General features: G+C 40.7%; 10 protein-coding genes. 6 read left to right on the top strand and 4 right to left on the bottom strand.

Going from position 1 to position 16,040, the window contains the following annotated elements; translation table 11 throughout:
• Positions 1–937: 937 nt before the first annotated feature.
• A complete protein-coding gene (locus tag F6K46_RS10990; protein ID WP_293056120.1) occupies positions 938–1,381 on the top strand; it encodes a nucleoside deaminase in 444 nt (147 codons plus the stop codon).
• 185 nt (positions 1,382–1,566) lie between these two features.
• Here F6K46_RS10990 and F6K46_RS10985 read toward each other — a convergent pair whose 3' ends face one another.
• From F6K46_RS10985 to F6K46_RS10975, 3 genes are all read right to left on the bottom strand, one after another.
• Positions 1,567–3,381: a hypothetical protein gene (locus tag F6K46_RS10985; RefSeq protein ID WP_293056117.1), complete on the bottom strand. Its 1,815-nt coding sequence runs from the start codon at positions 3,379–3,381 to the stop codon at positions 1,567–1,569.
• 501 nt (positions 3,382–3,882) lie between these two features.
• On the bottom strand, positions 3,883–5,352 hold the full coding sequence (locus F6K46_RS10980) for an NAD(P)/FAD-dependent oxidoreductase (protein ID WP_293056114.1): 1,470 nt from the start codon (positions 5,350–5,352) through the stop codon (positions 3,883–3,885).
• Positions 5,353–5,547: 195 nt separating this feature from the next.
• The gene (locus tag F6K46_RS10975; protein WP_070392802.1) at positions 5,548–6,618 is read right to left on the bottom strand and encodes a glycosyltransferase; all 1,071 of its coding nucleotides are present in this window, start codon (positions 6,616–6,618) and stop codon (positions 5,548–5,550) included.
• A 485-nt stretch (positions 6,619–7,103) separates the two neighbouring features.
• Here F6K46_RS10975 and F6K46_RS10970 point away from each other — a divergent pair, with 485 nt between their 5' ends.
• Both F6K46_RS10970 and F6K46_RS10965 read left to right on the top strand, forming a co-directional pair.
• Positions 7,104–8,174 carry a glycosyltransferase family 2 protein gene (locus F6K46_RS10970; RefSeq protein ID WP_293056106.1) on the top strand — a complete coding sequence of 357 codons (1,071 nt, stop codon included), beginning with the start codon at positions 7,104–7,106 and terminating at the stop codon, positions 8,172–8,174.
• Positions 8,175–8,187: 13 nt separating this feature from the next.
• The gene (locus tag F6K46_RS10965; protein WP_293056104.1) at positions 8,188–10,848 is read left to right on the top strand and encodes a glycosyltransferase; all 2,661 of its coding nucleotides are present in this window, start codon (positions 8,188–8,190) and stop codon (positions 10,846–10,848) included.
• On the opposite strand, the gene F6K46_RS10960 is transcribed toward F6K46_RS10965, so the two are convergent.
• Positions 10,802–10,978, bottom strand: a complete 177-nt coding sequence (locus F6K46_RS10960) for a hypothetical protein (protein WP_293056102.1) — start codon at positions 10,976–10,978, stop codon at positions 10,802–10,804. The two genes, F6K46_RS10965 and F6K46_RS10960, sit on opposite strands and share 47 nt — an antisense overlap.
• Positions 10,979–11,158: 180 nt before the next feature.
• Between F6K46_RS10960 and F6K46_RS10955 the strand changes: the two genes are divergently transcribed.
• From F6K46_RS10955 to F6K46_RS10945, 3 genes are all read left to right on the top strand, one after another.
• Positions 11,159–12,292 (top strand): ABC transporter permease, encoded by a 1,134-nt coding sequence (locus tag F6K46_RS10955; RefSeq protein WP_293056097.1) that lies wholly within the window; start codon positions 11,159–11,161, stop codon positions 12,290–12,292.
• Complete coding sequence (locus F6K46_RS10950; RefSeq protein WP_293056095.1) at positions 12,293–13,519, top strand: ABC transporter ATP-binding protein; 1,227 nt, start codon at positions 12,293–12,295, stop codon at positions 13,517–13,519.
• A 133-nt stretch (positions 13,520–13,652) separates the two neighbouring features.
• A complete protein-coding gene (locus F6K46_RS10945) occupies positions 13,653–15,986 on the top strand; it encodes a serine hydrolase domain-containing protein (RefSeq protein ID WP_293056090.1) in 2,334 nt (777 codons plus the stop codon).
• Positions 15,987–16,040 lie beyond the last annotated feature (54 nt).

Here is a 16,040-nt window from a genome sequence, read left to right as displayed (position 1 = left end):
TTATCCCAAGCCATAAGGCTTGTAATTCCCTCAAATCTAAAACACTGCACCCTTACAGTTTGGTCTCCTTGACTCTCCTAATCCTAGACAAGAAGCAACATCAACAGTTTATAGTTCAAGTCGTTTTATAAGTCTGTGTTATCTAAGTTTCCTTATATTACTAGTGAACTCTCTTACCTATTCAAACACAGCTTATTGATAGCAGAGCTTATTGAAATAAAACTTTACATTAATCAATTGATTGAATATTTGTTTATCATATTAAAAATTAAAAAAGCTATATTTTTAATAAAAATTAATATTTTTATATAACTGTTTACTATAGTTAGATTTGTTATACTTATAGGGGTTTAAATAGTAATGATTTACACAGATTTTTTTTCGATTATTATTACCAGGATCCTCTAGAAACTAGATAAGCGGTCAGCGGTCAGCGGTCAGCGGTCAGCGGTCAGCGGTCAGCGGTCAGCGGTCAGCGGTCAGCGGTCAGCGGTCAGCTTAAAATAAATCTATCCAGACCTATCGCCACGCTACGGGCACGAGAGAATTTAATCTTGATAGATTAATGGTAAGCATTCAGCTATCAGCGTGTCGCGTATCAGCTATCAGCTAATGCGCTACTTGAGGTGCTTTTGAATCAAACAAGTAAGCATTGGTTTAATCTCTGTTAAATCAGCTGACGGTTCCATAGCGTGAGCTTTTAGCTGACGGCTGACGGCACCTCAAGTAGCGTGAGCCAAAGGCTCACGGCTGAATGCTTACGATTAATGAGCATTGAAAGTCTCAACAAAACTCCTTGGCAATAGCCAACGGCTAATAGCTGTTCGCGTAGCGCATATGCTTACGTCGTCTCAAATGTTTGCTAGCCATCGATTTAAAGGGGATTTTTTGCCCTAATATATAGCCAAGATGCAGTAGCTCAGAGTGATGAGGTGGAATGGTGAATCAGTTTATGCTAGCAGCATTTAAAGAGGCTGAGATGGGTTTCCAAGAGGGAGGAATACCGATCGGTTCAGTTGTTGTTAAGGGTGGTGAAATTGTAGGGCGTGGACACAACAGGAGAGTCCAAAAAGGTAGTGTAATCCTTCATGGCGAGATGGATGCTCTTGAGGATATTGGCTCTCAACCTGCTTCTTTTTATCAAGATGTCGTTTTTTACACTACATTATCCCCATGTAGTATGTGTACTGGCGCGATTTTGTTGTACAAGATCCCTCATGTTGTGATTGGGGAAAACAAAACTTTCTTAGGTGAGGAAGAATTACTCCGTTCTAGAGGTGTGATTGTTGAGGTTTTAAATGACGATAGTTGCTATCAATTAATGCAAGACTTTATTCTGAATAACTCTAAACTTTGGAATGAGGATATTGGTGTTGTGTAAGGATTCAGCAGTCAGCGGTCAGCAGTCAGCCTTTAGCCGATAGCACCTCAAGTAGCTTGCCCATAAGCTGTTCGCGTAGCTTGCGCGTAGCGCATAAGCTGATAGCGTTTATCGCAGTTATGAGGTACAATATTCTTTTGCGTTGATTCCCTATATTGATGCAGCCCATTGCTATTCCCTACTCTCTACTCCCTACTCCCTACTCCCTGTTCCCTGTTCCCTGTTCCCTGTTCCCTTTTTACTTTTATAAAACCACCTTTAATACCACGGTTTGGATCGCGAAGTTGGATATTATCTTCTATTTCAAAGGCACAAGGTAGTTTAGCAGACCAGCATAGCTCATGGTCTTCTGGAGAGATATCTGGTGGAGAAAAATAATTAATACCATTAACTTGTTTTTTTTCTAAATATGACGTCATCATTTGGGGAGGGAGAATCAGTCGATAGGACATTTTTTGATTTAGAACAATAGCTAAGGTGATAACCGCTAATGCTAAATAACTAGTTATCCTAAAATCTGGAGGAATTATCCATGATTTGGATGGCTGTATTTTTTTTGTAATTAGGAAATTAAAATTGCCAAACTTTTTATTAAAAATAATAGTAATATATAAACCAGGTATAAGAATTATATATCCTATTCCAAATCTGATTACGGGAGCATAGAGCATCAAAAATACCGTTCCCGAAATAGCTAATCCTAATACCCACATCAAACTCCAGAGGCGATGATTGATTGATGTTCTGAGAATAGAGATAGTCAAGAAAATTGAAATTAAAATTATTACAGTAGCGATTTGATTTAGAGTACTATTAATCAACCAAATCCCAAATAACCAAAGCCAGGGAGGAATATTTGGTGGAGCTGAGTCAAACCAAATTCCCCAAACTTGAGTGTTCTCAGCAACTGCTTTAGCTTCTTCTGCTGTCCAAGACCAAGGTAAATCCAGACATAAGAATGATGATGGAAAAAGTGGGCAACCAGAGGTGACGATATTGACAGCGAACATGGGTGATAAGAGTAAACTAGTGATGACAGCACCTATCACTAGTCGTTTTATACAAAACCTACTGAAAACACTATAAAAAATAACTGATATTAATAATATAGGTAGACAAGTAAGCTTTATAGTTACAGCTCCCGCTGCTAAAATTAGTGGGATAAATTGATCGTAAAATTTATTATTAAATTTATTTTTAAAACTATAATTTTCATCCTGAGTTACGGATGATGAGCGATGGTGAGCAATGATTAACATTGCCCAAGCGATGATTACGGTCAGCAAAATTACTGGGATATCTGGTGATGGAGATACCAGAATATCTGACATTAAACTGGATAGAGCTAGGAGAGGGAGTAGAATTAATGAGCAGATGACGATAAACCAGTCACTGAGCTGTGCTTGATTGGTAAATAGTTGAGGTAAAGCAATCAGAAAGTGTACTATTGCGAGAAGAAAGGCAAAGCCATTGGTGATGGCACTAACTTGAGCATCCAAAATTGGAGGGTTAAACGGAGCAGCGAGAGCAAACCACGATGAGGTAAAACCAAGCTGCTGAAGGAGCAGGGCGATACCTGGCACTGCTCCATACTCGGACAACCATCGGATCGCTCCATAGTGATAGAGACCTGTGTCAAGCCAAGTGACTTGTCGGCTGGTGAATGCTGCGACACCAAATTCTAAGGTCAACAATCCCAAAGCTAAGTTGGGAAACACCATGAAAAATAGATTAGTAATTTCATCCCGGGTAGGTTGTGATGTCAGAGACAATAAACTCAGACTAGCAGCGGTACACCAGCCTACCCAGGAATTGAGGGGAAATACTAAGGAGGTTGCTAGCAGTGCAATGGACAGCACAACGATGCCCAACCACACTGCTGCAATAATGCGATCGCTAACTCGTTTAAAGGAATCCGCTTGGAGTACATTCAGTACAGCAGTTCCGATCAAGTAGCAAGGAATAAGTAGAAAATTCCAAGTCGTGATGAAGTAGAACATGCCTATATAGCATTTGTATCTGGGTTGTAAACACACGAATTGCCGAAAAAGGCAAGAGGCAAGAGCGATGCAGCGCGGTCTTGGGGGTTTCCCCCATGAGCGACTGCATCAAGACGGCAAGAGGCAAAAGGGGAAAGAGATCCTCAGTTTTATTGGACAGTAAAAAAAAGACTATACAGGTTTACATCTCAAATACAAACGCTATAGCGTTTATAGGACTCATGAGGTACACATAACTGTTTGACTATTGGCTCTTGCCTTCCCCTCCTGGGAGGGGTTAGGGCGTGTTTTCAAAGTTTTCCGCAAGATTATGATCCCCCCCAGCCCCCCTTAAAAAAGGGGGGAGCCATACTCAAAGTCCCCCTTTTTTAAGGGGGATTTAGGGGGATCTCCGAGTTTGAAAACAGGCCCTAGGGGTGGGTTTCTCTTACCTGCTCCCTGCTCCCTGCTCCCTAAAACCCAGATATTTGTACCTCACAAGTCGTATAATTGCTATATAGCCTATACAGGCTGAAAAACTGAGTCCTCTACTGAATCCTGTTTTTGCTTTAACTCTTCTGTAGTAAATTCTTCATAGTAAGACCGTTCAGTATTTACCTGCCACAGATCATGGTTTTCTCCCAGTAAATTCTTAACTGCTAGCATTCCTGTTAACATGGAATGGTCTTGATTGTTGTAGCGATGCATCCCATTACGTCCAATGGTTTGTAGGTTATCAAAGTCTGCTAAAAAATCTTGAATCACTTGTAAATGCTGACGATAATCACGGTCGTAAACTGGGTAAGCTTTAGGTTGGCGCAACACAGTACCATCTTCTACAGCCTTGGCATCAGCTAGACCTAAACTCGCCAATTCACGGGTGGCTAAATCCAGCAATTTGGTCTCAGATAGATTCCAGATTTCATCTCCCTCATTACAGAAGTATTCTAAACCCAGACAGGTTTTGCTAGGATCCGATACCATTTTTGGACTCCAATTCTTAAAGTTTTGGATGCGACCCACTTTCACCTCTGGACTATGGATATAAATCCACTGATCAGGAAATAAATCTTTAGCATCAATAATCAGTGCGACAATAATAAAAGCTCGATAAGATAGAGATTTTGCTGCTTCGATTACCGCTGGTGGGGGAGGTGGATCGAGTTTTTTAACCAGTGCTGTCACTGGCATACTAGAGATGAAATGGTCTCCAGAGATACTGATAGTTTTTTCATCCTGCAAAGCAGTAATACTTTTGATATGATTACCATCTCGTTGAATACTAGTGACTACAGTATTCAGTCTTACCTGACCACCTTTATTATCTACTGCTTGCTGAAATTTTTCCCACATCATCCCTGGTCCAAGTATGGGGTAATCAAATTCCTTAATCAAGCTTTTGCTATTTTGACTTCCGAACAAAGCATTGATAATTGCTTGTTTTAGAGATAATTTTTGAATACGCTGTGCTGCCCATTCTGCTTGAATTTTATCGCAGGGTATGCCCCAAACTTTCTCCGTATACGTTTTAAAAAAGATTCTGTATAAACGACGACCAAAGCGATCGCTTACCCACTCTTCAAAGGTTTCAGGTTCATGCCAAGGTCGCAATTTTGCCTTGATTTTTGCCTTGAAGTAGCTGAGCAAAATAACCAGACTGTTAATGATCCCTAGATTCGATAGGGTGTTAAAAATTGAGAGGGGATAGTCGTAGAATTTTCCCTGGTAATAAATCCGTGACATGCGGGGAACTTTGATAAAATCTTCCCCTAAAACCTCTTGCCAACGTTGATGCGCTGCTTCTACTTTGGTATAGAAGCGATGACCACCAATATCGAAGCGATAGCCTTTGTAGACTTCGGTGCGAGCAATACCACCGACTTTATTGGATTTTTCTAGAACGATAGGTTTAATGCCTTGTTTAACCAGGTCATAGGCAGCAGTAAGACCAGCCGGTCCTGCCCCTGTAATCACTACGGGATAATGTTCCATTGATTAAAAATAGTGCGTCAGTGGTGAGTGCGTTAGTGGTCAGTTATTAGTAGGATAATATCGATTTTTATTCCATAGCGATCGCAATTCTAGGTTAACCATAAAAATTAACCTTATATTTAACGTTATTTAAACAGCTTTTATCAAATAATATTGTTCAAATATTATTTGATAAAATTACGCAATAATCAGGCTTCAATAATGATTAAAACCTGAGATATTAGGCAAGTCTATCAGAGGTTTTAGGTACTTTTTAAACCAATGACGAACTATACCAATGGCAAACGCAAGTCCGCTGTAAAAGTAATACAGCCAGTGCCATGGAACGGTTCGTATAGTGAATAATAGACCACGCTTTTGATAAAAGAATTGGTAGACAGGTCTGTTGAGTACTAGCAGGGCGAGACTAAACACACAGGTAGCAATAGCAATCAGAGCACTAGACCACCAATAAGCTGTAACTAAAGCACCTAGTAGAGCATAGACCAACACCACACTAATACGACTAGACAGTTTTAGGTTCAAGTCACTGATAAACTCACGACAGTTTTCTGGACTTGCGTCGCGAACCTTGAGAATTATGGCAGTCCAGGGCAAGGCGCGGTAGAAAAAGTCAGCTCTAAGCAGAGAAATTATCCCCCAGCGCTTGAGATGTTTCACCCGTAGAGTCTTACACAGCTTAATCCTGTAACCTTTTTCCTTGAGTCGATAGCCTAACTCAATGTCTTCAATACAGGGTTGACGATAATTTTCCTCAAAGCCACCCATGGCAAGAAAGATGTCACGACGGATTGCGCCACAGGCACCCCAAAAGGTAGATGCTTGTTCAGATGCAGTTTGGTGAGTGTAGTGGTGGAGTAAATTTTTGTACTGGGAAAGGAAATTAGCAGCACCGGGAGCATCGTCATAAGAACCAATTAAAGCGGTTAAATTAGGTTCATTGTTAAAGATTTTCACCACTTGACCAATAGTATCCGGATAGATTGCTACATCAGCATCTATAAAGAACAGGATATCGCTCTGTGCTGCTTTCGCTCCCAGGTTTCGGGCTTTAGCGGGACCCCCTGCTGTGGGCAATCGAATTACCGTGGCTCCAAAATCTTGGGCTATACGCCATGAGCCATCAGTATCGCCATCAGCTACTACAATCACTTGATCGGGAGGGGGTTGAGCTTGAGATAGTCTGGCAAGACATTGGTGAAAGTCTTCGCCTCCATTGTATACGGGGATGATGACGGAGATAGTGAGTCTAGCAGAGTCAATCATTCTTTAGAGAATATACCTTCAATTACTGATTGAGATTTTGAGATTAAATCGTTACTCTGCATCTCAATAATACCCTCAAATAGTATAACATTAGCTTAGAAAAAAAAATCAGTTTATAATAAATTTAACTAACTCGTTGATTGGCTTTAACAAAACTACCGAATAATCACCAATAGAGATTTTTTTTTCAAAAAGTCCTGAATTGACTGAGTAACTCTGTACTTGTAATAGAGGTTGTGTCTACAGGTTGAGCAGTCAGGCATCCGCTATCAGCAGTCAGCGGAAGTCAGCCCATTTGATATATAGCAATTCTCTATGCCATGAGGTACAAATGGATCCCCCTAAATCCCCCTTATAAAGGGGGACTTTGAGGTTGAAAAGCGTACCTCATAAATCCTAGAAACGCTATAGCTAAATGCTGATAGCTAAATTAAAAACTCAGTTTATCCCTGTGGAAAGTATAGATATAAAATTTAAATCATCAAATGTCGGTTGTTAAAACAGTTGATAGCTTACCACTGGTTTCAGTGATTATTCCTGCCTATAATACAGAGCAGTTTATTGAAATCACATTACAGTCTGTTCTTTCTCAGACCTATAAAAACCTGGAAGTGATAGTGGTAGATGACGGTTCTCAAGACCGCACAGCTGAGATTGTTCAATCTATTGCTAAGCAAGATCAGCGTGTGATTTTACTACAACAACCAAATTTAGGGGTGGCTGCTGCTCGTAATTTAGGGATTAAAAACGCGAAGGGAGATTATATTGCTCCCCTGGATGCTGATGATATTTGGTATCCGCAAAATTTAGAAAAGCAAGTTAAACGCTTCTTGGCAACAGAGCCATCGGTAGGGTTGGTTTATGCTTGGTCGGCGGATATTGATGCCGAAAATTCACTGACTGGAAATTTCCGTGCCTCAACTATAGAAGGAAAGGTTTATAAAACTCTGGTATGTCATAACTTTTTAGGCAATGCTAGTGCATCTGTGATTCGCGCCTGTTGTTTTGAAACCGTCGGTGGCTACAACTGTCAATTAAAAGCACAACAAGCTCAAGGGTGTGAGGATTGGGAGCTCTATCTGCGCATTGCAGAACATTATGAATTTGCTGTTGTGCCGGAATTTATGATTGGCTATCGCAAGATTGTTAGTAGTATGTCTCGCGACTACAGCCAAATGGCTAAGTCTCATGGTTTGATGCTACGTGACGTTGAACAAAGGCATCCAGAGATTCCCGCAGCACTTTATCGATTGTCTAAGAGTAGTTTTTATATGTATTTGGCACGACAAAGTAGTCAGTGTAGTAGCGATCGCAGTACATTATTTTGGCTATCTCAAGCTTTGAAAGCGGATTTTATTACGCCTATTTTTCGCTATGGGTTGTATATCTTGTTCATTAAAAGCGTATTTAGAATGATCACTAAGCTTAAATCTGATAATTATGTTAATAAACCGGGTTTATCAGTCAGTTATGCGGATTTAAATAAACGCCGAGGTAGTCTATATTTCAAGCTCTTGCTTGGAAATTTATTACACCGTTCACTGCTGATGATATAAAAGATTTTCGATTATGCTTTATCCAATCAAAGTAGTAGACATTGAGTTGAGCCGCCCCCTGACTACTCTTGATGGTTTGGATGGCTATATGGCAGTGCAAGGACTGCTTCGCTTCCATGGTGCGCCAATTGGATATGTTAAAGCACCGATTACTAATGGTCACTGCACAGCTCAAACCTTAAGTAAACGTATTCTGGAAGACCATAGCGAGACGATTATCAATCGTCTTTTGTACAATGGATTATCCTTACCTCTCGGACGGGAAAGCTTGTGCCTTGAGGATTTGTTTGATGTGCCACCACCGGAGTATAAGGGCAAGTTGCCGTTAGTAACGGTTGCGGTTTGTACTCGCGATCGCACTGCTAATCTTGCTTTATGTTTAGACGCTATCAAGCAACTCGATTATCCTTACTTAGATATTGTCGTTGTTGATAATGCTCCTACCAATGATAGCACAAAAAAACTGGTAGAAACTTATGCTAATATTCGTTATATCTGTGAACCTCGTCCGGGTTTAGATTGGGCGAGAAACAGAGCTGTTCTTGAAGCTAAAGGAGACATTATTGCCTATACTGATGATGATGTAGTAGTTGATTCAGCATGGGTAAAAGCATTAGCGCTAGTGTTTATTAAACATCCTGACGTTATGGCAGTGACTGGGTTAGTTGTGCCTTATGAATTGGAAACCGAAACACAAGTGCTATTTGAAATGTATGGTGGCTTCGGGCGAGGCATGAGCCGTAAATGGTATCAGGTTAATCGAGGCAACAAAATCCATTGGAGACTCCTAGGTACTGGCGAATTCGGTACAGGGGCAAACATGGCTTATCGCCGCTCAGTCTTTGATGATATTGGTTTCTTTGACCCTGCCTTGGATGTGGGTACTGTCACTAATGGTGGTGGTGATTTAGAAATGTTTTTCCGGGTGCTTAAGGAAGGACATACTCTGGTCTATGAGCCTAGCGCCATAGTGCGCCATCGACATCGACGGAATTATGCTCAGTTGCGTACGCAAATTACTAATAACAGTATTGGTCTGTTTTCTTACGCTATCCGTAGCGTCTTTGCCTATCCAGAGGAGTTTCTGTCTTTCTTATTGCTTTTGCTCTGGTGGATAGTCTATTGGAATTTAAGACGTCTGTGTCTTGATTTCAAAAACCCCACTCGCTTCCCACGGGATTTAATTCTGGCTGAATTCAAAGGCTGCTTCACTGGTTTAACTCGCTATCACAAAGCTCGCCACACTGCTGCTGAGATTACTCAATCTTTCGGTAACCAAGAACGAGAAACAGAAGTTGATATAGATAGTGATCCCTACCCAATTTTTTCTGACCCTATTTTTCCTGCTCTGACTAAGGAAGAAATCCCAAAGATTAAAACCAATCCAGGTATGGCCGTGCGGACTGTGGATCTAGGGGAACCTTTACAGGCATTAACTGATGTAAAAGAGTATTCATCAGTACGAGTTTTTGTGAAATGGCATGATCACCTTTTAGGTAGCGTTGATATTGCTAACCCTGATCGAGGGATTAGCAAGAATCGCTTAATTGAAGTTATTGTCAATCAGTTTGGTCATAAGCTGCTGCAAGTAGACGTTAACTTCAGTAGGGATTACTATCATAATCAAGCACTATCTATCTTAACTAATCACTATAAATCCAAGGATAAAGAGACTAATTTACTAACCTGTTTACCAAATACTATACCAGTTTCTATTATCATCGCTACCTATGACCGACCCCAAGATTTGCGGAAGTGTTTGTCGAGCCTAGTTGCCCAAGAGTCTACTCGACAATTGGAAATTATTGTAGTTGATAATCATCCCGCTTCTGGTTGGACTCCACCAGTGGTTGCGGAGTTTCCTGATGTTATTTTAGTTAGTGAATCCCGTCAGGGATCAGCTTATGCTCGCAATGTTGGCGTTGTTGCTAGTACCGGCGATATCGTGGTTACGATAGATGATGATGTTACTGTACCACCAGATTGGTTAGAAAAGCTGATCGCTCCTTTTGCTAGACCGGATGTAATGATTGTCACAGGTAATGTTTTGCCCTTACAGTTGGAAACCAATGCCCAGCAGTGTTTTGAAAATTATGGCGGCTTGGGACGAGGCTTTGAACAGGTGGAGGTTAATGGAGATTGGTTTGAATCCTTTTTCTACAAGCCTGTACCAACTTGGACCTTAGGAGCAACGGCTAATGTTGCTTTTCGTGCCAGTATCTTTCGCCATCCCAAGATTGGCCTGATGAATGAAGTCCTCGGTGCTGGTATGCCTTCAGGAGTTGGTGAAGATACTTACTTATTTTATAAAGTACTTAAAGCTGGCTACACCCTGGTCTATGAGCCAAACGCTTATGTGTGGCATAAGCATCGTACTGAAATGGCAGAGCTACGTCGTCAGCTTTACAACTACAGTAAAGGTCATGTTGCTTACAATCTCACCACATTACTAGAAGATGGGGATTGGCGAGGATTGGTGCAAATAGTGCTGGGATTGCCACTTGCTCATTTATGGCGCATCTTTGAACGGCTAAAAGGTTCAAGCAATTATCCGATCTCCCTAATCTGCTTGGAAATTACAGGTAATCTGGCTGGAGTTTGGTCTTTGTGGCAATCTCATCTACGGGTTAAACGTGAAGGTCGTATAGCAATGGGAAAAGGGAGTAGGGGGTAGGGAGTCGGGAGTCGGGAGTCGGGAGTCGGGAGTCGGGAGTCGGGAGTCGGGAGTCGGGAGTCGGGAGTCGGGAGTCGGGAGTCGGGAACAGGGAACAAAAATTATCACAATATTGTTTCACTCTCGTCAAACAATAATCTCAGTAAAATACTTAAAATTTTAGTTTATAAAAGTATTAAATATTATCTTATTAATAACAAAAAAATTTTCAAAATTCTGGTAAATAAAGCCTTAATTTCTTTTGATTTAATGCTTGATTAAACTATAAAAATTAGGGCTATAGCAGCATTTTATAGCGTTTCTCATAGCTATGAGGTACACATTATTTTTTCCCTCTTCCCTCTTCCCTCTTCCCTCTTCCCTCTTCCCTCTTCATTCTTCCCTGCTCCCTGCTCCCTGCTCCGAAGTCCCTAAAAACCAGAGATTTGTACCTCATGGGTATAAGACTTGCTATAATAAATATCACAAAATAATCGGCTCTATTTCCTACTATTCCCGATTCCCGATTCCCGATTCCCAATTCCCGATTCCCAATTCCCGATTCCCGATTCCCGATTCCCGATTCCCGATTCCCGATTCCCGATTTATATCAATTCTAGTTTTACATCTCAAATTAAAATGCTATATTACTCCAATGTCTTCAATAAAAAATCGAAAATCCCAAATTAAACCGTTGTTTAAGTGGCGGTTTTATTATCTTTATGATTTGCTACGAGAGCTAGTTAATCGGGAGATGAAGCTACTCTACAAACGGTCAGCTTTAGGAGTAGCTTGGATGCTGCTTAATCCACTACTTCAGTTAGCTGTTTTTACCTTTGTTTTCAGTTTTGTATTGTCGGTTGATATTCCTCAATATACTTCATTTGCATTTTCTGGTTTGTTGGTATGGACATGGTTTAACAGTTCTCTTTTTCAAGCAACTGGAGTGATTATTCATAATCGCCCCCTGATCCGACAACCGGGTTTTCCAAACGCTATCTTACCGGTGGTGACGGTAACCACAGGTCTGATTCACTTTATTTTAGCCCTGCCAGTATTAGTTATCTTTTTATTAATCGATGGTGTTCAACTACAGCCAGTAGTTATACTGTTACCAATCCTACAAGCTCTCCAGTTTGCCGTTACCATTAGTTTAGCCTATCTATTAGCTGGTTTTAATGTAACGTTTCGCGACACCCAGCATACTATCGGTGTACTTTTACAGCTGCTTTTTTATGTGACACCGATTTTTTATGATATTACTAATGTGCCGAAAAATTATCAGTTTTTGTATTACCTTAACCCGATGGTGCATCTGGTTAATGCCTATCGCACTGTACTAATTAAAGGCACAGCACCGGATTGGCTAGCTCTACTAGTTATGGCTTTGGTCACGTCAGTATGTTTACCTATCGGTCTTCAAATTTTCCGGTGGCAGAGCGATCGCTTTGTGGAGGAATTATAGATGGTTGATGCAATTATTGTTAAAGGACTCGGTAAACGCTTTAACAACTATCATCCTGACCGACCGTTTACCATTATGGAGGCGGCGCTGTCGGGTTTTCGGCATATTATGGCAGCGGAAAGGTTTTGGGCGTTGCAGAATATTACGTTCACCGTTTCCCCAGGCCAGATGCTGGGGATTCTCGGTCACAATGGGGCTGGTAAATCAACCCTGTTGCGCTTGATTGGTGGGGTTGGAAAACCGGATAAAGGGAAGGTTACAGTTAATGGCTCCATTGGAGCGCTGCTGGATTTGGGAGCTGGTTTCCATCCAGATTTGACTGGGCGAGAAAACGCTTTTGTTAGTGGTGTGGTAGCAGGTCTTACTCGTGAAGAGATGGGGCGACGGTTTGATAAAATCGTGACGTTTGCTGAACTTGAGCCGTTTATCGATAATCCAGTGCGCACTTATAGTACAGGGATGCAGATGCGGCTGGCGTTTTCGGTGGCTGTACACACAGACCCAGATGTGATGCTAGTTGATGAGTTTCTGTCCGTTGGGGATTTGAGATTTCAGGCTAAGTGCTTGGAACGAATTGCGCAGTTGAAAGAGTCTGGCTGTGCTATTGTCCTAATTTCTCACAGTAGCGAACAAATTGAGCAACTTTGCGATCGCGCTTTGTGGCTACAACAAGGACAAATCATGGCTTACGGTGAGCCAAAAGTGGTAGTAGCACAGTATGTCAATCAAATGCGATCGCAAACCCAGCAACGCACTCCCAACGGATCCTCCCAAGTGACTAGGTCTGGTGTACAACTGCGAATGAATCAAAACCGCTTTGGCTCTCTAGAAGTAGAAATTACCGATGTGTTGCTGTTACCTAGCTTAGAGATTAATAGTGGTGATTCCTTAGCCATTGACATTGAGTACTTTTCACCTCAAGCAATTGATGGACTAATTTTTAGTGTCCTGATTAGTACTGAAGATGGTCAAGTTTGTCTTGAGACTAACACAACTACCATGGGAGTATCAGTACCAGGTATTAAAGGTAAAGGAAAAATCCAACTCCATCTATCCCGCTTAGATTTAAACAGTGGTAAGTATTTTATTGATGTTGGAGTTTATGAACCGAATCGGGCTTATACCTATGACTACCATTTGCGTGTTTATAACTTTTTAGTGCGTTCAAAATATAGTGAAAAAGGTATGATTAGCCCACCGCTTTGTTGGGATGTTGTTGAAGGTTGAATGTTGGTTGAAGGTTGAATGTTGGTTGAAGGTTGAATGTTGGTTGAAGGTTGAATGTTGGTTGAAGGTTTAATGTTGGTTGAAGGTTTAATGTTGGTTGAAGGTTTAAGGTTGGTTGAAGGTTTAATGTTGGTTGACTGTTGAATTAGGGACAGGTAATAGGCAAGAGGTAACAGATTTAGCTTTACTATTCCCGATTACCGATTCCCGATTCCCGATTCCCGATTACCGATTCCCGATTCCCGATTCCCGATTCCCGATTCCCGATTCCCGATTCCCGATTCCCGATTCCCGATTCCCGATTACCGATTACCGATTACCGATTACCGATTCCCGATTCCCGATTCCCGATTCCCGATTACCGATTCCCGATTCCCTGTTCCCTTTGATCAAAAATTTACCAAATCTAAAACTAGTGAAAAAAACAGTAAATAAATTATTAAAACTGATTCAATCACTAAGTTTAGCTCTATTAATTCTTAGTGTTTCTGTACTTCCCGTATTTGCTGAGGAATCCTTGAGTGTATCTAACCGGTATTTGCCGATGGTATCTACAACCGATGATTCTCATGTCAAACTAACTAAATTCCAGGATATAGAAGAATTTAGTGACAATTTTTTTGTCAATCAAATGACAGAAAATAATATTCCTGGAGCGGTATTTACCTTAGTAAAAGATGACAAGATTATTTTCTCGAAAGGCTACGGCTATGCCAACCTTGAGGAGAAGATACCGGTTATTCCTAACAAAACTCTGTTTCGTGTAGGCTCTGTATCTAAACTAGTTACCTCTACAGCAGTAATGCAACTAGTTGAGCAAGGTAAGCTTAAGCTAGATGAAGATATTAACCAATATCTTAAGGATGTTCAAATCAAGACTAATAAATTTAAGCCAATCACAGTTGATCATCTCTTAACTCATACTCATGGATTTGATGTAGCTTGGGCGATTGGCGGAGCCACTCTTTGCCAGTCTCAGCTGCCATCCTTAGAAAAATTTCTCACAGAAAATTTACCAGAGCGAGTGCGACCACCAGGTGAATTATATGTTTATAGTGATGTGGGATTAGCATTAGCAGGTTACTTAGTCGAAGTAGTTGGTGGAATTCCTTTCAGTGACTATATTGACCAAGCTATCCTACAACCTTTGAATATGAGTCAAAGTAGTTTTCAGCAACCATTACCGTCTGAGCTGGCTGCTGATTTAGCTGTGGGATATCAGTACAAAAATGGCAATTATATAAAGCAACCCTTTACCTGTAATAAAAGTGTTCCTACTACAGCGTTAAGTACTACTGCTGAAGACATGGCTCACTTTATGATTGCTCATTTACAGGGAGGTCGTTATGGTACAGAGCGTATCCTGAATGACACTACAGTAAAAGAGATGCACCGCCAACACTATACTAATTTTCCCAACCTTCCTCAAGTGGCAGGATCTACTTATGGTTTTTTTGAGCGCTTTGTGAATAATCAACGGATAATTGAGCATGGCGGTAGCATGTCAGGGTATACTAATCTGCTATTTTTAATCCCAGAACAAAAGTTAGGTTTCTATATTGCTTATAACCGTAACACTCTTAATGAAAATTTGCGAGACGACTTGGTTGAACAGTTTTTAGATCGTTATTATCCTGTACAGGAAAGCATTTCGTCACCTACTGAAACAATTAATAAACCTATAATTGAACCTAATAGTAACCAGCAGTATAACCAGCAATATGAACAGCAATATAAACAAATAAAGGGCGGTTATCGCTTCATTAGATATCCTCGAAACTCCCTAGTTAAACTAGCCATGGTTTTGCTGGAATGGGGAAAATTGTTGATTATTCAAACTAATAAAGACCACACGTTAACTATATTTCCAGGAAGAAGTACATGGGAGGAAGTCGAGCCACTCCTATTTCGCGCTAGTGATAGCAATATGTATATAAATTTTCGGCCAGATAGTCAGGGTAAAATTACTGGTATGTCTATGAGTAGTCATGTCCATTTAACCTATGAAAAGTTACCCTGGTACGAAGCTCCTGTTTTACAGCTTGGACTGGCAGGATTTTCTGTGACCATCTTCCTATGGGGATGTTTAGTTTGGCTAATTAGACCATTAGTTAGCCGCAAAAATAAAACCTTATCTCTAGTTTCACGACATACTCGTCTGGTGGAGTTGAGTATTGGTCTTATTAGTCTGTTTAATTTATGCTTTTTGATGGGAATGGGGATAGCTATTAGTACAATAGATTTCTGGGAATTTTTCTTCGGAATGCCCCCTGTTATAATTGTGTTACTTTATCTACCGATTGTGACCACAGGCTTGACTACTATAGTATCGATTATTGCTTTACTGGCTTGGAGAGACAAAAACTGGTCTTGGATTAGACGAGGGTATTATTTTTTGAGTATGCTAGCGGCATGGCTATTTATCTGGCTCCTAAATTCTTGGAATTTATTAGGATTTAAATTTTAATTGAATTTTTGTGATTAGACAAGGGGAAGCAGATAATGAGGTTTTACAAAAACG

The organism is Moorena sp. SIO3E8 (assembly GCF_010692445.1).
GTDB classification, from domain to species: Bacteria; Cyanobacteriota; Cyanobacteriia; order Cyanobacteriales; family Coleofasciculaceae; genus Moorena; species Moorena bouillonii.
The sequence above is the reverse complement of the archived record's forward strand: the minus strand, read 5'-3'. Positions and strand labels throughout refer to the sequence as shown.

What these genes read in the sequence shown, in the direction of transcription:
- F6K46_RS10990 (WP_293056120.1), top strand. Translation starts at nt 938, where the DNA reads ATGGTGAATCAGTTTATGCTAGCAGCATTTAAAGAGGCTGAGATGGGT.
- F6K46_RS10985 (WP_293056117.1), bottom strand. Translation starts at nt 3,381, where the DNA reads ATGTTCTACTTCATCACGACTTGGAATTTTCTACTTATTCCTTGCTAC.
- F6K46_RS10980 (WP_293056114.1), bottom strand. Translation starts at nt 5,352, where the DNA reads ATGGAACATTATCCCGTAGTGATTACAGGGGCAGGACCGGCTGGTCTT.
- F6K46_RS10975 (WP_070392802.1), bottom strand. Translation starts at nt 6,618, where the DNA reads ATGATTGACTCTGCTAGACTCACTATCTCCGTCATCATCCCCGTATAC.
- F6K46_RS10970 (WP_293056106.1), top strand. Translation starts at nt 7,104, where the DNA reads ATGTCGGTTGTTAAAACAGTTGATAGCTTACCACTGGTTTCAGTGATT.
- F6K46_RS10965 (WP_293056104.1), top strand. Translation starts at nt 8,188, where the DNA reads ATGCTTTATCCAATCAAAGTAGTAGACATTGAGTTGAGCCGCCCCCTG.
- F6K46_RS10955 (WP_293056097.1), top strand. Translation starts at nt 11,159, where the DNA reads ATGAGGTACACATTATTTTTTCCCTCTTCCCTCTTCCCTCTTCCCTCT.
- F6K46_RS10950 (WP_293056095.1), top strand. Translation starts at nt 12,293, where the DNA reads ATGGTTGATGCAATTATTGTTAAAGGACTCGGTAAACGCTTTAACAAC.